This is a genomic window from Ruegeria sp. AH12, assembly GCF_056541465.1.
Map to the genome: position 1 here is coordinate 423561 of NZ_JBQFYL010000002.1, position 19086 is coordinate 442646.

General features: G+C 58.5%; 14 protein-coding genes. 6 read left to right on the forward strand and 8 right to left on the reverse strand.

The features are described 5' to 3' along the window. Positions 1-94: 94 nt before the first annotated feature. The 5 genes from cobS (at position 95) to ACR0EL_RS06200 (ending at position 7075) form a co-directional block, all read left to right on the forward strand. A complete protein-coding gene (cobS, locus tag ACR0EL_RS06180) occupies positions 95-1081 on the forward strand; it encodes a cobaltochelatase subunit CobS (RefSeq protein ID WP_480498901.1) in 987 nt (328 codons plus the stop codon). A 382-nt stretch (positions 1082-1463) separates the two neighbouring features. Further along, positions 1464-3341 (forward strand): cobaltochelatase subunit CobT, encoded by a 1878-nt coding sequence (gene cobT / locus ACR0EL_RS06185; RefSeq protein ID WP_480498902.1) that lies wholly within the window; start codon positions 1464-1466, stop codon positions 3339-3341. Positions 3342-3637: 296 nt separating this feature from the next. After that, a complete protein-coding gene (locus tag ACR0EL_RS06190; RefSeq protein WP_480498903.1) occupies positions 3638-4804 on the forward strand; it encodes an alpha/beta hydrolase in 1167 nt (388 codons plus the stop codon). A 74-nt stretch (positions 4805-4878) separates the two neighbouring features. Continuing rightward, entirely contained in the window at positions 4879-6669 is a 1791-nt protein-coding gene (locus tag ACR0EL_RS06195) for an aminopeptidase P family protein (RefSeq protein ID WP_480498904.1), read from the forward strand. Between the two features lie 64 nt (positions 6670-6733). Continuing rightward, positions 6734-7075: a DUF427 domain-containing protein gene (locus ACR0EL_RS06200; RefSeq protein WP_480498905.1), complete on the forward strand. Its 342-nt coding sequence runs from the start codon at positions 6734-6736 to the stop codon at positions 7073-7075. Between the two features lie 53 nt (positions 7076-7128). On the opposite strand, the gene ACR0EL_RS06205 is transcribed toward ACR0EL_RS06200, so the two are convergent. Next, entirely contained in the window at positions 7129-8211 is a 1083-nt protein-coding gene (locus tag ACR0EL_RS06205; RefSeq protein ID WP_480498906.1) for an MFS transporter, read from the reverse strand. Positions 8212-8467: 256 nt separating this feature from the next. Here ACR0EL_RS06205 and ACR0EL_RS06210 point away from each other — a divergent pair, with 256 nt between their 5' ends. Continuing rightward, positions 8468-9835 carry a DUF3179 domain-containing protein gene (locus ACR0EL_RS06210; protein ID WP_480498907.1) on the forward strand — a complete coding sequence of 456 codons (1368 nt, stop codon included), beginning with the start codon at positions 8468-8470 and terminating at the stop codon, positions 9833-9835. Here the strand turns inward: ACR0EL_RS06210 and ACR0EL_RS06215 are convergent. The 7 genes from ACR0EL_RS06215 to ftsA form a co-directional block, all read right to left on the reverse strand. Further along, entirely contained in the window at positions 9832-11517 is a 1686-nt protein-coding gene (locus ACR0EL_RS06215) for a chloride channel protein (RefSeq protein ID WP_480498908.1), read from the reverse strand. The genes ACR0EL_RS06210 and ACR0EL_RS06215 overlap by 4 nt on opposite strands. An 89-nt stretch (positions 11518-11606) precedes the next feature. Continuing rightward, entirely contained in the window at positions 11607-13256 is a 1650-nt protein-coding gene (gene recN, locus ACR0EL_RS06220) for a DNA repair protein RecN (RefSeq protein ID WP_480498909.1), read from the reverse strand. A 31-nt stretch (positions 13257-13287) separates the two neighbouring features. Then, positions 13288-14130 (reverse strand): outer membrane protein assembly factor BamD, encoded by an 843-nt coding sequence (locus ACR0EL_RS06225; RefSeq protein WP_170532154.1) that lies wholly within the window; start codon positions 14128-14130, stop codon positions 13288-13290. 126 nt (positions 14131-14256) lie between these two features. After that, positions 14257-15177 (reverse strand): UDP-3-O-acyl-N-acetylglucosamine deacetylase, encoded by a 921-nt coding sequence (gene lpxC / locus ACR0EL_RS06230; protein WP_353008221.1) that lies wholly within the window; start codon positions 15175-15177, stop codon positions 14257-14259. 213 nt (positions 15178-15390) lie between these two features. Beyond that, positions 15391-16998 carry a cell division protein FtsZ gene (gene ftsZ / locus ACR0EL_RS06235; RefSeq protein ID WP_480498910.1) on the reverse strand — a complete coding sequence of 536 codons (1608 nt, stop codon included), beginning with the start codon at positions 16996-16998 and terminating at the stop codon, positions 15391-15393. A 350-nt stretch (positions 16999-17348) separates the two neighbouring features. After that, positions 17349-17762 (reverse strand): hypothetical protein, encoded by a 414-nt coding sequence (locus ACR0EL_RS06240; RefSeq protein ID WP_480498911.1) that lies wholly within the window; start codon positions 17760-17762, stop codon positions 17349-17351. Then, entirely contained in the window at positions 17749-19083 is a 1335-nt protein-coding gene (ftsA, locus tag ACR0EL_RS06245; RefSeq protein ID WP_170533075.1) for a cell division protein FtsA, read from the reverse strand. The genes ACR0EL_RS06240 and ftsA overlap by 14 nt, the downstream gene beginning before the upstream one ends. Between the last annotated feature and the right edge of the window lie 3 nt (positions 19084-19086).

The following is a 19086-nucleotide window of genomic DNA, read 5'->3' on the forward strand; positions in this document are numbered from 1 at the left end:
CATCACGCGGCTTTCCCTTGCCCTTGTCTGCAATATGTTGCACCACACACGGGTTCAAACCCGGTGAACGGGCCAAAGGATAAGGACAAGGCGCATGGCTGACGGATCGATCGACATCAACGCAAAACCAACCGAAGAGATTTCGGTTCGTGAAGTGTTCGGCATTGATAGCGATATGGCGGTCAAAGGGTTTGCTGAATCAAGCGACCGCGTCCCGGCAATCGACCCTACCTATAAGTTCGATCCGGAAACCACGCTGGCGATCTTGGCGGGCTTTACCCATAACCGGCGCGTTATGATCCAGGGCTATCACGGTACGGGTAAGTCGACCCATATCGAACAGGTCGCCGCCCGCCTGAACTGGCCCGCCGTGCGTGTGAACCTGGATAGCCACATCAGCCGGATCGACCTGATCGGTAAAGACGCGATCAAACTGCGCGACGGCAAGCAGGTCACCGAGTTCCACGAAGGCATCCTGCCCTGGGCCCTGCGCAACCCCGTTGCCATCGTGTTCGACGAATACGATGCGGGCCGCGCGGACGTGATGTTTGTGATCCAGCGCGTTCTGGAGCATGACGGCAAGCTGACCTTGCTGGACCAGAACGAAATCATCACACCAAACCCGAACTTCCGCCTGTTTGCCACCGCAAACACTGTGGGTCTGGGCGACACAACCGGCCTCTATCACGGCACACAACAGATCAACCAGGCGCAGATGGACCGCTGGTCTCTTGTCTCGACGCTAAACTACCTCAGCCATGATGCGGAAACGATGATCGTGCTGTCCAAGGCACCTTTGTACAACACCGCCGAGGGCCGCAAGACCGTCAGCCAGATGGTTACCGTTGCCGACCTGACCCGGACCGCCTTCATGAACGGTGACCTGTCGACCGTGATGAGCCCTCGGACCGTGATCAACTGGGCCCAGAACGCCGAGATTTTCCGCGATGTCGGCTACGCCTTCCGTCTGTCCTTCCTGAACAAGTGTGATGAGCTGGAGCGTCAGACCGTGGCCGAGTTCTATCAGCGTTGCTTTGATGAGGAACTGCCGGAAAGCGCGGCGAGTGTGAGCTTGGGGTGATGCGTTGCGGCCCTGGCATCGCAATTCTCGCCTTCATCTTGAGCGGTGCACATACCGCTTTTGCGGATTTGAAATTGCCTTGTGTGAAACCAGGGTACATCGGTTTCATTGATACAACAAATGCCCTCGAGGCCGGTGTATTCGCGGTTTGCAACACCGGCCCTCCTGCTAGAATCGAATATCGAGGGTTCGACGATGATCGAAGTTGGAGCATGCATTATGAGAACGCTGTCGTTATCTTTGCAGACAGCCTAGTCATGTTAGAGGGCGAGCCTTGGCTGAGTGTTCGCCCGCCATTGGATCAAACCTGCAATAGCAGCGCTATCTTGGGCCTGGTTAAAATGACTAATATGAGCTGCATGTTTGGGGATCAGGACAAGAAATGAGCAAACCCAACGACAATCCCGCTGATCCGTTCAAGAAGGCCTTGGCCGAGGCTACCAAGGTCATGGCCGATGATCCGGAACTGTCGGTGAGTTACACCGTCGATCCGTCGGGCCTGTCGGGTGAATCGATGCGGTTGCCGCAAGTCTCGCGCCGGATGACCCGCGAAGAGGTTCTACTGGCGCGGGGTACAGCGGATGCCCTGGCCTTGCAACGCCGCTATCATGACGACGCGACCCATGCGCGTTATGCCCCTCCGGGCGATATGGCGCGCGACCTCTATGAAGCGATGGAAACCGCGCGGTGCGAGGCGATGGGTGCGCGGGACATGCCCGGCACGGCGTCGAACATCGATGTGAAAATCGGCCATGAAGCGCTGCGGCGCGGATATGATCAGTGCAAACAACCGGCCGAGGCGCCTTTGTCCGTGGCCGCGGGATACCTGATCCGGCATCTGGCCACGGGGCGCGATCTGCCGCCTGCGGCTGAGAATGTCATGAACCTGTGGCGCGGGTTTATCGAGGAACAGGCGGGCGGAACGCTGGAAAACCTCGATGACATCCTTTCGGATCAGGCCGAGTTCGCCAAATTCACCCGGCAGGTGATCAAGGATCTGGGATACGGCGATCAGTTGGGCGATGACCCGGATGAGCTGGACGACGAGCAGGAAGATCAGGCCGAGGAAGACGCCGAAGAACAGCCCGATCCCGACAGCACCGGGCAGGATGATCAGGACGAACAAGACGCGGACGCCACGCCCGAGCAGACGCAGGAAGAACAGCAGGACCAGTCTCAGGCACAGGTCTCGATGGACGAGATGGCCGACGAAGAGATGTCGGATGAGGCCGAGATGCCAGATGGCGAGGCCCCGCTGGAGCCGCCTGCCCCGCCGCCTGCCTCCGAGGCTGATCCGGACTACAAGGTCTACCTGAACACGCATGACGAAGAGATTGCGGCCGAAGACCTGGCAGAACCGGCCGAACTAGAACGGCTGCGCGCCTATCTGGATCAACAACTGGATCAGTTGAAAGGCGCGGTCAGCCGACTGGCCAACAAGCTGCAGCGCCGTTTGCAGGCGCAACAGAACCGGTCTTGGGAGTTTGACCGCGAAGAGGGTATTCTGGATGCTGGTCGTCTGGCCCGTGTGGTTGCAAACCCGACCACCCCGCTGAGCTTCAAGGTCGAAAAAGACACTGAATTCCGGGACACGGTGGTGACGTTGTTGCTGGACAATTCTGGGTCGATGCGCGGACGCCCGATCTCGATCGCGGCAGTTTGTGCGGATGTTCTGGCCCGTACGCTAGAGCGCTGCAATGTGAAGGTCGAAATTCTGGGCTTTACCACGCGGGCGTGGAAAGGCGGACAGGCGCGCGAGGCGTGGCTGAACGATGGCCGTCCGCAGCAACCCGGTCGCCTGAACGACCTGCGTCACATCATCTACAAAGGAGCCGATGCGCCCTGGCGGCGTGCACGAGCCAATCTGGGCCTGATGATGAAAGAGGGCTTGCTGAAGGAAAACATCGACGGTGAGGCACTGGAATGGGCCCATCGCCGCATGCTGGCCCGGCGCGAGCAGCGCAAGATCCTGATGGTGATCTCGGATGGTGCGCCGGTCGATGATTCAACGCTCAGCGTGAACCCGGCGAATTATTTGGAAAAACACCTGCGCGATGTGATTGCGATGGTGGAAAAGCGCAAGATGGTCGAACTGCTGGCCATCGGTATCGGCCATGATGTAACCCGCTACTACGACCGCGCGGTGACCATCACCGATGTCGAGCAATTGGCAGGCGCGATGACTGAACAGTTGGCCGCGCTGTTTGACAGCGATCCTCGCGCCCGTGCCCGCGTGATGGGAATGAAGAAAGCAAGCTAGGCTTGCTGCGTCGGAAGAGTCCAGAAGCCTGTTAAAAAGGCGAAAATGCTCTGCAGGAACGGTCGGCGCGACCTCTTGGTTCGGGCAGCAGCGTTGCGCATTTGGTAGCGTGTCGGTTGGTGCTGAAGAAGCGCTGTGTCAAAGGGTGGCAACATGTTGAAATCTCCTGATGTTGATTGTCATTTTGCCACCCAGCTAAGCTGAGCGCTTGAAGGCCGCATTGAGAAATCCCTAAGAAACCTTTGGGATTGCCATTGGCGCTTGTGAGACCGCCCAAAACCGGATGTACTAATCCCATGCGCTATGAATTTGCAGATTGTGTTCTGGACGTGGATCGTCACGTTCTGACCCGCCAGGGCGAGGCGGTGCCTGTTGAACCGCAGGTCTTCGATCTGCTGAAGCTTCTGGCCGAACACCCCGGCAAACTGGTCGCACGTGATGAGATTGTCGCGCGGGTCTGGAACGGGCGCTTTGTATCGGAATCCACCATCAGCGCCCGCGTGGCCGCCGCTCGGCGTGCCGTGGGTGATGACGGCAAGGCGCAACGGATCATCCGCACAATCGTGCGCCGCGGGCTGCAATTGGCCGCAGAGGTTACGTGCGACCAAATCGTTTCCCAAAGTGAGCCGGCGCAGACCCGCACTCTGCGCTATGTCAAGGGTAGCAACGGTCAGGCGATTGCTTTTTCAGTAGCAGGTTCCGGCCCTCCAGTGTTGCGTGTCGGATCGGTTGTCTACGACATCGAAGCAGAATGGCGGCTGCCGTCGGAAAGGGCCTATCTGAAGGCCATGGAGGCCAAGTTCACTCTGTTACGATACAACAAACATCATCAAAGTGGCTGGGACGATCCAGAAGACACAGACTACGATGGTGTCGTCGAGGATATTTTGGCGATCACCAAGGCAGCAGGCTTTGGAAGCTTCGCGATTGTCTCGGAATTTGGCGGTTTGTTTTCGGCATTAAGATTTGCGACCCGATATCCCCAACGTGTCAGCAAACTGGTCATCATCGGAGGCTGGGCCGAAGGGCGCGATCACCGAGAAGGCGTCGTCGGGCCGGATTCAATTCGCAATCTGATTATTGAAGGCTGGGATGAGCGCGGTAGCGGCTATGCGGTGGGCTCGTTGCTCAGCTATTTCCCGGACGGCCCCCTGGAAACCGTGCGCGAGATGGTGGGCGAGTTGCAGTCCCTCTACTCGGTCGAGCAGAAACTACATCAGCGCGATTGCGGCAATACCGCATCGGTACTCCACTTGTTGTCTGAGGTGAAATGCCCGACCTTGATCCTGCATGGCCGGAATTGTGCGGTGCATCCCCTGTCCGAAGCGCGCAAGCTGGCTGCTGGTATTCCCGACGCGTCGCTGGTCGTGCTGGAAACCGCAAACATTATTCCGCTGCCCGGCAATGATGTCTACGACACCTATCTGCGCACCTTGACAGATTTTCTGTCCGACAACGACTAACCCGCAATGACGCTGGACATTTCTCGCGACAGGTCTCAGGTTTCACCGAAATTCGACAGCTGCAAGAGGCCCTCATGTTCCAGAGTTTCAAAGTCACTGCGCGCCCGGAACAGGGACCTCCGAGATTGGCTGCGCTTCGGGCCGAGTTAGAGCGTGCCGGGCTGGATGGGTTTCTGATTCCCCGCGCGGATGCGCATCAAGGTGAATACGTAGCGCCTCGGGATGAACGTCTGGCCTGGTTGACCGGCTTTACTGGCTCGGCCGGATTTTGCGTCGCGCTCGGGGATGCGGCGGGTGTGTTCATCGATGGGCGATATCGCACACAGGTCAAGGCGCAGGTCGCGGATGTTTATACACCTGTCCCATGGCCGGATGTCAGCCTGAGCGCCTGGCTGAAAGAGCAATTGCCGCATGGTGGAAAGGTAGGCTTTGACCCCTGGCTGCACGCGGCGGGCCAAGTTTCCGCTGCGGAAAAGGAGCTCGAAGGCAGTGGCATCGAACTGGTGCGCTCCGACAATCTGGTCGACCGGGTATGGGAGAACCAGCCTGCCTCACCGATGAACCCGGTCAAAGCACACCCGTTAGAGTTTGCGGGAGAAGCCGCGCGTGACAAGATCACGCGATTGGCGAGTGGGGTACAGGACGCAGGGTGTACGGCAGCGCTGATCACGCTGCCGGATTCGATCATGTGGCTGCTGAACATTCGCGGCTCTGATATCGCCTATAATCCGGTTGCTCATGGTTTCGCAATTTTGCACGCCGCAGGCCAGGTGGATTTGTTCATGGCCGCGCAGAAACTTGTCGAGGTGCGCGATCATCTTGGTGATGAGGTTTCGATCCATGACCCTGTTGATTTTCTGGATGCAGTTCAGAAGTTGGACGGGCGTGTTCAGGTCGACGCAGGCACGGTGCCGCAGATCGTGGCAGATATGCTGGGCGACAAGATGGTCGATGGTGGCGACCCCTGCGCCCTACCTAAGGCCTGCAAAAACCCCGCCGAGATTGCAGGCAGCGCCGAGGCGCATCTGCGCGATGCGGTCGCAGTTGTCGAGACCCTGTGTTGGCTGGATGCGCAACAGCCCGGCAGCGTGACCGAAACGCAGGTCGTGACCCGGCTGGAACATAACCGACGCAAAGACAATGCGCTACAGGATATCTCATTCGATACGATTTCAGGCACCGGCCCGAATGGCGCCATCATGCACTACCGAGTGACCGAAGAGACTGACAGTCGGCTGCAGAATGGCCACCTGCTGGTTCTGGACAGCGGTGGGCAGTATCTGGACGGTACGACTGACATCACCCGAACCATCGCCATTGGTGAGGCGGGTGACGACGAAAAAGCATGTTTCACCCGTGTTCTGAAAGGCATGATCAACCTCTCGATGTTGCGCTGGCCTGTCGGTTTGGCTGGGCGCGACATTGAGTGTATCGCACGGGCGCCACTGTGGCTGGCCGGGCAGGATTTCAATCACGGCGTTGGCCATGGTGTGGGCGCGTATCTCAGCGTCCATGAGGGCCCGCAGCGTTTGTCACGCGTCAGCCATGTGCCCCTGAAACCCGGGATGATCTTGTCCAACGAACCGGGATACTATCGCGAAGGGGCCTTTGGCATACGCATCGAAAATCTAGTCGTCGTCGAAGATGCCCCAGCCCTGCCTGGTGGCGATGATGAACGCGAGATGCTGCATTGGCGCACTCTGACCTATGTGCCTATTGACCGCCGGCTGATCGTGGTGGACATGCTAACCGCCGCCGAACGCAGCTGGCTCAACGCCTATCACCACGACGTTGCGGAAAAAATCCGACCAAGGCTGGGCCCTGACGCTCAACTGTGGTTGGATGCCGCAACCGCGCCGGTCTGACACCGGACTGTTACATAGAACGGGCACAGGAGAGCCCCACGCGACGCTGAGGGAAAGGCAAGAAATGACAGAGATCACAATCGAGAAAGCTGATGGCAAGTGGAGCGTCCGATCAGGCGGTGCCATTCTAGGCGAAACGAACAATGCTCTGGTTCTGCTGGAAGGCGATCTGGAACCCGTAATCTATTTCCCTCGGTCCGACATCGCGATGGCTTTTCTGGACCAAACGGACAAGGTCACACATTGCCCGCACAAAGGGGATGCAACCCATTTCTCGATCGTCAACAAGTCATCGGTCACCGAAAATGCCGCGTGGAGCTATGAGAGCCCGATCCCCGGCGTAGCAAAGATCAAAGACTACATCGCGTTCTATCCGGTGGAGTCGGTGAAGGTGGAGCAGATCTAAAGCAATAGATCGCGCAATCCCCGACGCTGAGTACCTGTCGCTTTCCAGATGATCTAGGCTGGCCTTGAGGGTCTGCTTGCAACCAATATGATAGCTGCGATGAGCGCGACCACCGAGGCGGTATGCACAACCGTTCGGAAATCGTAGACCTGAGCGATAAGCCCAACGACTGGACCGGCCAGAAGACCTGTAATCATGAGGGTGTTCCAGTACATGGCCGTAGCCCGTGCGGGACGGTCGGTTGCGAATGACTGCACATAGCTGATGCCCAGGCTGGCGTAGAGGCCATAGTACAACCCTTCCAGTGCAGCGGCACCCAGCATTTGCGGAAAGGTCTGAACCGCCGCAAGGAGTTGTATGGTGATCACCGCCAGCAAAGTGGTGGCGATCAGAGCCGGACGCATTCCGAACCTAACTATGATCAACGGTGTGCTGAAGATCGCAAACACTTCGACAAAGGTTTTGATACTGAATGCCAGGCCCGGTGCGTAGCCAGGCAAACCGACCTCTTGCACATAGAAGACCGGCAGCGAGGTGAATGTCAGCGAATGCGCAAGCGACAGGCAGAACACAAAACCTGTCGCAAGCCACAACTGGCGCGACGCTGAAGCTTGCGCAACATCGCTGCCCGGAATTTCTTTGACTCCGGCGGCGATATCACGAGGCAGCGTCGTCCACCACAATGTCAGCCAGATCAAGGCGACGATGAAAGAGAGAACAAAGACTGCGCGCAAACCAATCTGATCGGCGATCAGAAAACTCACGGCAGGGCCGATCATCCAGGCAGTGGATGTTGTCGCGCGCATATATGCATTAAATCGGCTCCGCGCGATCTCATGCCGTTCAGCCATGCTGCCGCCAAGGCTGAACATGGTCGACACGGCGCTAGACCCGATGCCAAAGCCCACCGCGCCAATGGTCATGACCATCCAGATGGTCGGCAAAGCAGACAGCGTCAAAGTGGCCACAAGGAATCCTGCGATGGCAATCCCTACAAGCGGAAAGACGTGCGCACCACCATCAATGCGTCGCGCAAACTGCCTGTTCGCGAACAGGGTCAGGCTGAGCGCCAGAACAGAATACACGCTGATCACCCAGGGCTCGTACCCCAATCCGTCAACCAGAAAAAAGCCCATGAAAGGCACAATCATCGAACTGCAGATCGTGCCGCAAAACAGTAGCAACAGGAATAGCAGACGCGCAGAGGCTGGATTGGAAGGCATGACAGAAATGGATTGCAAACAGACGTACCATGTTTTTCAGGCCCGGCGAGGCATTGCAACTGCCGAGTTCAGATACCTCTGACACAGGTTTCTGCAAGCTCACGCATCTGTTGCGTGAATGTGAGCGCGACAGCGGTCAGAATATGGCCAAGCAGAAGTGGAGGATGCCATGTCAGTTTCACGCCGCAGCTTTGTTGGGGGGCTGAGTTTCAGCGCGCTGGCACCACGCGTGCTTTGGGCGCAGCAGGACCCGGTCCTGCAGGCACTGCGCAGCACGCTTTATTCCGGTCGAACCGAGTTTGAGACACAGATGGCCTATCTGACGCAGCGCAGAAAGCCGGATGTGGTGCCTGCCCTGCTGACTGCGATGCGATACGGGGATCGGCGGCGGGATGAAATCTCGGAGGTGATGGAAACCCTCAGCGGGCAAAAGCTAGGTACAGACTGGTTTGATTGGATGCTCTGGCAAGAGCGGAATCCGCAGCTGATCCCGCACCCATCGCTGATCCCCTTCAAGCGTGAGGTTCTGCTAGGCCTCGACCAAAACTTTGATCTGTTCCTCAGGCCCGAATACCTGGCACGGGATCGGATGAAAATCAGGCTGGAAGAGATCGCCTGGGGTGGGGTTTACAAAGACGGTATCCCTTCATTGGACAATCCAACCCTCCTGTCGGCGGCTGATGCCAGCTACCTCAAGGGTGACGATCTGGTCTTTGGCGTCTCGATCAACGGGGATGTACGCGCCTATCCGCTGCGGATCATGGGATGGCATGAAATGTTCAACGAAGTGATCGGAGGAGTTCCGGTCGCACTTGCCTATTGTACCTTGTGCGGGTCGGGCATTTTGTTTGAAACGCAGGTTGCGGGTCGGCGCAAACCGTTTGTCTTTGGCTCCTCTGGCTTCCTCTACCGGTCAAACAAACTAATGTTTGACCGCGAGACACACTCGCTGTGGAACCAATACACCGGCAAACCCGTGGTCGGCCCATTGGTTGATAGCGGGATTGAGTTGAAGCAGCGACCGGTGGTGATCACGACCTGGGACAACTGGAAGACCTCGCATCCTGGTACCCGCGTACTGTCGCTGGATACTGGGCATCGCCGAAACTATGGGTCTGGCGTGGTCTACCGCGAGTATTTCGCCTCGCCCGAACTGATGTTCCCCGCGCAGGTCGATCAATCCCAGCACCGACAAAAGGACTACATCTTCACGATCCGTCAGTTCGGTGCTGCGCGGGCATGGCCTTTGGACGCGTTCAGCCGCACCCGTGTGATCAATGATGCAATTGCGAACCGCCCTCTGGTTCTGATCGGAAACCCGGATCGCCGAACCGTGCGGGCTTATGAGCGGGCGGGGCACAGATTCAAAGCCTCTGACGGTGGACTGGTGGATGAGACAGGACGCAAATGGACACTGTCCGAAGAGATGTTAACCGGACCAGATGGCGCGCAACTGCCGCGCGTCGCCGGGCATATCTCTTATTGGTTTGCCTGGGATAACTATCTGGGTGACGCTGCCAGCGTCTATGATGGCTAGGAATGTTCCTCGGCCGCTGTGGCCGCCAACGCCCTGTTGTAGGCCTTGAGCGCATCGACATGATAGAGCGCGCCGATCGGGGTTTCTGACCCGTCCTCTTCTAACAAGATCACCGGAATACAAGGAATGTCTTCCCGGTCGAAATAAGGCATGGCGGCTTCCAGTGTGGCGCTCGCTTTGACGCAGAGGCCCCGCGCGATCAGTTCTTGCGCCTCATCTGCCGTAATCGAGCGCGCGTCGCCGATTGGCCGCATCACTGCCCCGGCGCGCAGCATGGCAAGCAGATAAGCTTGCGGGCCAGCGGCCAGATGCACATTTCGGCGCTCCAACTGAGTCAGGAAGAAAGACCGGTCCACCAAACGAGATGCCAGCGCCGTCGACATCGAAACCGAAACCATCACCGCCAAACCGATCTGCCAGTCTCCGGTCAGTTCAAACACGATCAACGTGGTCGAAATTGGTGCGCCCAGTACCGCAGCTGCAACCGCTCCCATCCCTGCAAACGCATAAAGCGTGTGGGTTCCCGACACGTCCGGCAGCAACCCCGTTGCAATCAAGCCGAAGGCCAACCCTGTCAACGCCCCGATCATCAAAGAGGGCGAAAATACCCCGCCGCCCATGCGACCACCCATGGTGATGGCCACCGCGATGGTTTTGATCACGGCCAGCAAGATAGCGGTCGTCAGAACCAGATCACCAGTCAACGCACGGATCGTGGTTTCATAGCCGACACCGATAATATGCGGAAACCAGATGGCCAAAACGCCCAGCATCGCCCCCGACACCGCCGGACGCAGCCATCCCGGCAAGGACAGGCGGTTCTGGACGTGGGTGCCGATGTCTTCGGCAAAAAAGATTGACCGCATCAATACCAAAGCAACGAGACCGCAGATCAGGCCAAGGATCAGAAAGGCGGGCAGCTCCACATAGAACTTCAGGGACCCCGGCGTATCCAGCGCGAATTGGGTCACATCCCCATAGGCCAGCCGGTTGATCACCGTTCCTGCGACCGAGGCAATGACGATGGGCGCAAAGGCGTGAACCGCGAAATGGCGCAGCACGACCTCAAGCGCGAACAAAGCCCCAGCAATGGGCGCGTTAAAGCTGGCCGAGACAGCAGCGGCAACGGCGCATCCCAACAGATCCCTGCCTGTGATCCCATCCGCATGAATACGGTTGCTGACCCATGTCGAAATAACTCCGGCCATATGCACAACCGGCCCTTCTCGACCGGTCGAACCGCCTGAGCTGAGCGTGATCAGTGAGGCAAAGAAGGACGCTATACCTGCCTTCGTCTCGACCCGGCCATCCGTGATCGCGGCACCTTCGATCACATCCGCAACCGACCGTACACGGCCATCATCAGTGAACCAGTTCAGGATCACGCCAACCAGCAAACCGCCCAGGATCGGGATGATCAGAACCATGTACCACGGCAGTTTCTCAGCATGGCTGTGCAGCAGCAGGATATCATCTGTGTCGTACAAATAGGCCTGTAAAAACTGGATCGCCTTACGGAAACCCAAGGCCATGAACCCGGCGGCAATCCCGATCACCAAAGCGATGAACCAGAACTGTATTTGACTGGGCCCGCGTCGGCGCATCACCCAAAAGGCATCCTTGATCGCGGCGATGGCCTGATTCAGCTGGTTGCGCAGTACGGTATAGGTTGATTGAGTCATCTGCCTTCGGGGCTCGTCACTTAACCCTTAGTAAGCCAAGGGGTGGTCATATAAAAGCATGGCAGAACAAAGAAGGCGGCGCCAATACATCACGCCTTCAACAGCGCACGTGCGGCGGCCCGCGCTTCGTCGGTGATCGTATCGCCCGAAACCATCCGGGCAATTTCGTCCACACGGTCACCTTCGGCCAGCGGTACAACGGTAGACAGCGTCTGCCCGTCGCTGACCTGTTTCTGCACCCGCCAGTGGTGTGCTGCCCGTGCGGCCACCTGAGGTGAGTGAGTCACGACCAGAACCTGCCCTCCTTGCGCCAACGCCGCCAACCGGCGGCCAACCGCATCGGCGGTGGCGCCCCCGACGCCCCGGTCAATCTCATCAAAAATCATGGTGCGCGCACTGTCATCGCCAGACAGACAGACCTTGAGCGCCAGCAGAAAGCGGCTGAGCTCGCCGCCAGAAGCGATCTTGTTCAATGGACCCGATGGCGCGCCGGGGTTCGTGGCCACGGTAAAGGCAACCGCGTCGATACCTTCGGGACCCGGGTCCGCTGTGGTGATTTCGGTCTGGAACACGGCGCGTTCCATTTTGAGCGGCGCAAGCTCGGCCATCACCGCTGCATCCAATTGACCGGCGGCTTTTTGACGGGCCGCACTGAGGGTCGCAGCCTCGGCGTTGTAAGCGGCCTGCGCGGCCTCGACTGATGCGCGTCGATCGGCCAGATCGGCATCGCCTGCATCCAAACGACCCAGCCGATCCCGCAGGGTATTCGCAAAGGCCCCCAGGTCATCCGGGGCGACATCATGCTTTCTGGCAAGTGCGCGGATCGCAAACAGGCGCTCCTCAGCTGCTTCCAGCTCTGCCGGGTTGAAATCCAGCGCCTGAAGGCAGGCGTTCACGCCATCCTGCGCTTCGCCTAGCTCGATCAGCGCGCGGCCTAAAGCACTGATTGGCCCTTCCAACTGCCCGCCTGCATTGTCCGAAACACCCTCCAGCCAGCGCATCGCATCCGACATCGCCCCTTCGGCCCCGTCGCCACCCAGCAGGTCAAAGGCCCGGGCGACATCATCGCGGATGCGTTCAGCCCCCTGCATCATGCGGCGGCGGGCGTCCAATTCAGCATCTTCACCCGGTTGAGGGTCCAGCTTGTCCAGTTCGGCAACGGAATGGCGCAGGAAATCTTCTTCGGCCCGCATCTCAGCCAGCGCCGCCTCGGTCTCGGCCAGCGCTTTACGGCTGCGCGACATTTCGGACCATGCGCGGCGCACTGCGGCTAGTTGCTCCGAGACCTGAGCGTAGTTGTCCAACAGCAGGCGATGCCCACGCGGGTTCAGCAATCCGCGATCATCGTGCTGGCCGTGAAGCTCGACCAGAGTCTCGGACAAGGCGCGCAGAACTTCACCGGAACAGCGGCGGTCATTGACCCAGGCGGTCTTACGGCCTTCGGCAGTGTTGACACGGCGCAGGATCAACTCCTCTCCACCCGGCAGTCCAGCCTCGGCCAAAACCTCGTGCGCGGGATGGCCTTCGGGCAGCTCGAATTCGGCCACGACCTCACCTTGCGCAGCCCCCTGCCGTACCAGTTCGGCCCGACCGCGCCAACCCAGAACAAACCCCAGCGAATCCAGAAGGATCGACTTGCCCGCCCCGGTCTCACCGGTCAGCGCGTTCAGTCCCGGCTGGAAGGTCAATTCCAGCCGGTCGATGATCAACATGTCACGGATATCTAAGGCACGCAGCATCGGGTGTTAGCATCCCCTGCCCGTCACCAGCTTACAACCACTGGCCCTTGATCGTCTGACGATAGATCTGGCTGAGCCAGTTGTTGCCGCGGCTCTTCAGGTCCAACCCGCGCGAGGTCAACAGCTTGTAGGCATCGTCATACCATTCCGAGGACTGGTAGTTGTACCCAAGGATCGCGCCCGCGGTCTGCGCCTCATCAAACAGACCCAGAGACAAATAGGCCTCGACCAGACGATACAGGGCTTCGGCTGTATGAGAAGTTGTCTGGAAATCCTCAACCACAACGCGGAATCGGTTGATGGCCGCGACATAGTGATCCTGACGCAGGTAGTAGCGCCCGATCTCCATTTCCTTGCCCGCCAGATGATCGAAGGCCAGATCGAATTTCAGCACCGCCGAGGTCGCGTATTCGCTGTCAGGATAGACTTCGATCACCGTTCGAAGCGCTTGCAGCGCCTGAAAGGTCAGACCCTGATCGCGGCCCACTTCGTCGATCTGATCATAATAGCTGAGCGCCAGCAGATACTGCGCATAGGCGGCATCTTCATCGGTAGGATAGAAATCGATGTAGCGCTGCGCAGCGGCACGGCTTTCTTCATAATTCTTGTCGGAATGGAACGAAAACGCCTGCATGATTAGCGCGCGTTTTGCCCAGTCAGAATAGGGATAAAGACGCTCAACCTCCGAGAAATACCAAGCCGCATCATCCGAGCGATTCTGCGACAGTTCATACTCACCACGGGTATAGATCTGCTCGGGCGTGAAGCCTTCGAGGTTTTGATCGCGGTCTGCGCCCCTGTTGCCGCATGCCGTCAAAACTGCTGCCAGAAGAATCGCACCTGCGAACCTGACTGCCGCTTTGCTGCCAACCATACCGCCCATCCTTGTCATCTTACTTACCGGGGTTCGCCCCGAATTGAGCCATGGTCTAGCATAGATATTTCCGGTGCAAAACGCCTTATGCACCCTCTGTCGCAAATGTCGTCAAAGGTGAGCGGCTCAGGCCACCGCCGGAATCTCTTCCTGAACCAGACCTTGCCCAGGCAGCCGTGCTGCCTGTTCAGGGGTGCACAAGATCGGACGCACAGCGCCCGGCGTTTCAAACAGCTTCCGCAACAGCGTGTTGGTCATAGAATGACCGGACTTGTCGCCGGTGAAATGGCCCAGAATCGGCCCGCCGGCCAGATACAGATCACCCAGAGCGTCCAGCATCTTGTGACGCACGGCCTCATCCGCGTGGCGGAAACCGCCTGGTGTCAGCACCTCTTCGCCCTGCACCACCACTGCATTTTCAAGTGTACCACCCAAGGCCAATCCATTCTCGCGCATTGTCTCGACATCAATACGGCGACAGAAAGTGCGGCAATCGCTCAGCTCACGTACAAACGAGCCATTGCGCATGTCCAGTGTCTTGGTCTGATTTCCGATTGCGTCATCTTCAAAGTCGATGTGAAAATCGATGATCAGACCATCCGCAGGCGCAATCGTTGCACTTGCACCTTCGCGGGACGCAGTAACGGGCTTGAGCACTTCGTAAGCCAGAACCGGGCTGGCCTGACGGCGCACGCCCTTGGCCATGATGCCGCGCACGAAATCAATCGACGAGCCATCCATGATCGGAACCTCGGGGCCGTCAATCTCGATCAGCGCGTTGTGAACACCACAGCCCGCAAGTGCGGCCATGATATGTTCCACGGTAGAAACCGATACACCCGCATCGTTCACCAGACGGGTGCAGAGCGGTGTCCGCTCGACCACGTCATAGATCGCGGGGATCAATGCATTGCCAAGCTCAATATCCGTCCGCTTGAACCAGATTCCATGACCTGCCGCAGCGGGTTTCAGAACCATAACGACAGGCTGACCGCCATGCAGTCCGACGCCGTTAAAGGTAACCGGAGATTTGAGCGTATGTTGCAAATTGGGCCTCAGCGAGTGGTGTCCAGCCTGTTACAGCTGTGTTGGCCACTCAGTTAAGGAAGCACGGGTCTATGCTCAACTCACTCTTTGTAACTGAATGAAACATGGATGTGACAGATCGGCAAAACCCTGCTTATCCCCCTATATCCATCTGTTAACAAAGAAAAAAGGATCGCCGGAAGGCGACCCTTTGCATTCATTTTGTTACCGCGATCAGTTGGCCTGACGGCGCAGGAAAGCAGGAATTTCGATCCGATCCTGATCGGGGTCGGCCTCTTCATGCGCAGGTGCCGTCGCGTCAACCTGGCGCATCGCGGGCTGCTGACGGGCTGGCTGAGACGGTGTGTCTGCCGCATGTCCAGTCATCCGATCGATCAATCGGTTGAAGCCAAAGCGCGAGCGTTCCTCGGTTTCTGCCTGCACCTGAGGCGCCGGTTCCTGTGGCCGGGTTGCCGTCAGACGCTGCGCCGAAGAAGGCACGTTCTGGACAGCGGCCTGCAACCGCTGCAGCGCTTCTGGCGAAGGTGTTCCCGCGGGTTCCGGCTGCGGCGCAACATAGCTTTCGGGGGTCTGTTCGAAATGCTCCGGCTGCGGTTCAAACTCGGCGACCCGAGGCTGATATGCTGGCGGAGGCAGGCCGTCATCCTCCTGCTGATCCTGCGGCTGGAACCGGGTTGCCGGGTCTTCGGTGGTTTCGAACAACGTCGGCTCACGGTTTTCCACGATTTCAGGCGCAGGTTCAGCAACCTCAGCAGCAACAGGCGCTGCCTCAGGTGTCGGTTCTTCTGCAGATACGGTGCGGGTCAGCGGCTCCGACATCGAACGGCGCGCGACCGGCACATCGCTGGTTTTTTCCGTGGCATCGATCCCGGTCGCAACAACCGAAACGCGCATACCGCCTTCCATGGCCGTATCCAGGGTCGAGCCGACGATGATGTTGGCCTCTGGGTCCACTTCCTCGCGAATACGGTTGGCGGCCTCGTCCAGTTCGAACAGCGTCAGGTCATGCGAGCCAGTGATGTTGATCAGCACGCCCTTGGCGCCCTTGAGGCTGATTTCGTCCAGCAGCGGGTTGGCAATCGCCTTTTCGGCGGCCTGAATGGCGCGATCTTCGCCAGTTGCCTCGCCCGTGCCCATCATCGCCTTGCCCATCTCGTCCATCACGGCGCGCACGTCCGCGAAGTCGAGGTTGATCAGGCCCGGGCGCACCATCAGGTCGGTCACACCTTTGACGCCCTGGTACAGAACGTCATCAGCCATCGAGAATGCCTCGGTGAAGGTGGTTTTTTCGTTGGCCAACCGGAACAGGTTCTGGTTCGGAATGATGATCAATGTGTCGACGACCTGTTGCAGCGCTTCAACGCCATCTTCGGCCTGACGCATCCGCTTGGCCCCTTCGAACTGGAAGGGCTTGGTAACTACACCAACGGTCAGCACGCCCAGTTCCCGAGCAGCTTGCGCTATGATCGGCGCAGCACCCGTACCGGTGCCGCCGCCCATACCGGCGGTGATAAAGCACATATGCGCGCCTGCCAGATGATCGACGATCTGCTCGATGCTTTCTTCTGCGGCGGCTGCGCCAACGGTTGGGCGGGCTCCAGCCCCCAGACCTTCGGTGACTTTCACACCCAACTGCACGCGCGCCGAAGAATGGCTTTGCTGCAGCGCCTGCGCGTCGGTGTTGGCAACTACGAAATCAACGCCGTCCAACTGCTTTTCAATCATGTTGTTGACTGCGTTGCCACCCGCACCGCCAACACCAAATACTGTAATCCGAGGCTTCAGTTCGTCGTGCCCGGGCATCGAAAGGTTCAATGTCATGCTCTGTCCGCCTGTATTTTTGTTCCGCCAAAGCGGTGTTTTTCTTACCTATCCTTGTTCGATTCTATCGTTGTGATGCGCAAAGGTCACGCTAAAAATCGCGAATTCCCACAAAATATGGAGGAAGTAAGGCGCTACCCGGCGGTATTTCGCGCCACCCGCGAAATCTAGCGGACTGACTTAAGCACGCCACAAGACAGGCGAAATGAGCGCGATACCTTTTCGGCTCACGTGCGGGTTGCTTTCCCGGATTTCACAGGGCGGAAAACTGCTCATGGTCCTGCCGCCGGGCCTCTGACGGGCCTTGTGGATATCTTTATGGATAAATGCCTGCGCTGCAACCGGTTTCTTTAGCTGGTGGGCGCATTCGGACAGTTCAAACCCTTCTCCGAGATGTTTCGCGTTTCCTGTATTTCCCCATCCGACAATGAGGCCAGTCGCACCATCAGCCGGTCCTGATACAAAAACGGCCACCAACAGACCGGCACCCCGTCCGCGTCATTGTCATACAGAAAACAAATCTGACCGTTCGGCGTGGTGATCTGACCATAGACGCAGCCGCGGCCTTCTTCCCGCCAGACAGAGGTTCGGTGATTCAGAAACTCCTCGGTCCCGACCAGATCGCCGCTGCGAATCTCGTAGAACATGACGGTTTTACCGACAACAGCATCCAGAAAGGCTTCGGGCGTGATCCGGGTTTGCGCCACGGCATCGCCCGACCACAGCGTCAGAGTGGTAAGGCCGAGAACTCTACCAATTGTCACGGAACCACCGGACGGCGCGTTTGAACGGGCGCGCGGCATAGGTGTCTACAGGAATTTCGAAATCCCACCATTCGTCCTGCGGATGGGCCGCAAACAAGCTGAGCCCCACGGCAGACGAGAAGCCCGGTCCGGTGGCCGATTGCGGCAGACCATGAACGCGCAGCGGGCGGCCCAAACGCACGCGTTGACCCAGGATGCGCGTCGCCAATCCATCCAGCCCCATGATCTGACTACCGCCACCAGTCAGAACGATCTGCTGGCTCGGCATATGCTCAAAGCCTGCTGCATCCAGACGCACGCGGACCTCTTCCAGAATTTCTTCAACACGGGGGCGCATAATGCCAATCAATTCGGCCCGGCTGACCGTGCGGCGATCATGCTCCCAATCGCCAGTATCTCCCCCGATATCGATCAGATCGCGGTCATCGGCACCGGTTGCATGAACACCACCATTGAAGGTTTTGATCCGCTCAGCCACGGCCGCCGGTACGCCCAACCCCATTGAGATATCAGCGGTCACGTGATCCCCACCCATGCGCACGCAATCGGCATAGATCATGTGTTTCTTCATGAAGATCGACACGCTGGTCGTACCACCGCCCATATCGATACAGGCGGCACCCAGCTCCTGCTCGTCCTCGACCAGCGCCGAAACGCCCGACACATAGGCCGAGTTCGCAATACCGGCCAATTCCAGATCACAACGCTTGATACAGCGCACGATGTTCTGGATAGCAACCGCATCAACAGTCAGCATGTGCATGTCAACGGCTAGGCTTTGACCCAGTTGCCCACGCGGATCGATCAGGCCTGATCGGTTATCCAACGCAAAGTTCACAGGCTGTGCATGCAGCACCTCGCGCCCTGCCCCGTAATCCGGAACGTCACAAGCGTTAAGTACGCGGCCCACTTCGGCCTCGGTCACCAGCTGGCCTTCCAGATCAACCTGAGCGTCCAGCCCGTAAGAGCGCGGGTTTGCACCCGAGAAACAGGCGATCACATGGTCGACGCGAATATCGGCCATTTTCTGCGCCGCTTGCAGGGCGGTCCGAATGGCGCGTTCGGTTTCCTGCATCGCGGTAACTTCGCCGAACTGCACACCCCGCGAACGCGTTGTGGCCGCACCGATGACGCGGAACCCGGTCTGACCAGCCATGGATCCGATCGTGTTATCCTCGTTTAGGCGACCGGTTCCGTCAAAGCGCAGCACCAAACAGGCAATCTTGGAACTGCCCACATCCAGAATGGCAATGACACCCCGCTGCATCGCTTGTCTGCGCATCTGCCGCATGGCGCGTTGGGACTGATAAAGATCGGTCATCAT

Bases quoted from the DNA above. Each gene is read 5' to 3' on its own strand.
- ACR0EL_RS06225 (WP_170532154.1), bottom strand. From the start codon at position 14,130: ATGGTTGGCAGCAAAGCGGCAGTCAGGTTCGCAGGTGCGATTCTTCTG.
- ACR0EL_RS06200 (WP_480498905.1), top strand. From the start codon at position 6,734: ATGACAGAGATCACAATCGAGAAAGCTGATGGCAAGTGGAGCGTCCGA.
- ACR0EL_RS06195 (WP_480498904.1), top strand. From the start codon at position 4,879: ATGTTCCAGAGTTTCAAAGTCACTGCGCGCCCGGAACAGGGACCTCCG.
- ACR0EL_RS06210 (WP_480498907.1), top strand. From the start codon at position 8,468: ATGTCAGTTTCACGCCGCAGCTTTGTTGGGGGGCTGAGTTTCAGCGCG.
- ftsA (WP_170533075.1), bottom strand. From the start codon at position 19,083: ATGACCGATCTTTATCAGTCCCAACGCGCCATGCGGCAGATGCGCAGA.
- ACR0EL_RS06205 (WP_480498906.1), bottom strand. From the start codon at position 8,211: ATGGGCTTTTTTCTGGTTGACGGATTGGGGTACGAGCCCTGGGTGATC.
- ACR0EL_RS06190 (WP_480498903.1), top strand. From the start codon at position 3,638: ATGCGCTATGAATTTGCAGATTGTGTTCTGGACGTGGATCGTCACGTT.
- ftsZ (WP_480498910.1), bottom strand. From the start codon at position 16,998: ATGACATTGAACCTTTCGATGCCCGGGCACGACGAACTGAAGCCTCGG.
- recN (WP_480498909.1), bottom strand. From the start codon at position 13,256: ATGCTGCGTGCCTTAGATATCCGTGACATGTTGATCATCGACCGGCTG.
- cobT (WP_480498902.1), top strand. From the start codon at position 1,464: ATGAGCAAACCCAACGACAATCCCGCTGATCCGTTCAAGAAGGCCTTG.
- cobS (WP_480498901.1), top strand. From the start codon at position 95: ATGGCTGACGGATCGATCGACATCAACGCAAAACCAACCGAAGAGATT.
- ACR0EL_RS06215 (WP_480498908.1), bottom strand. From the start codon at position 11,517: ATGACTCAATCAACCTATACCGTACTGCGCAACCAGCTGAATCAGGCC.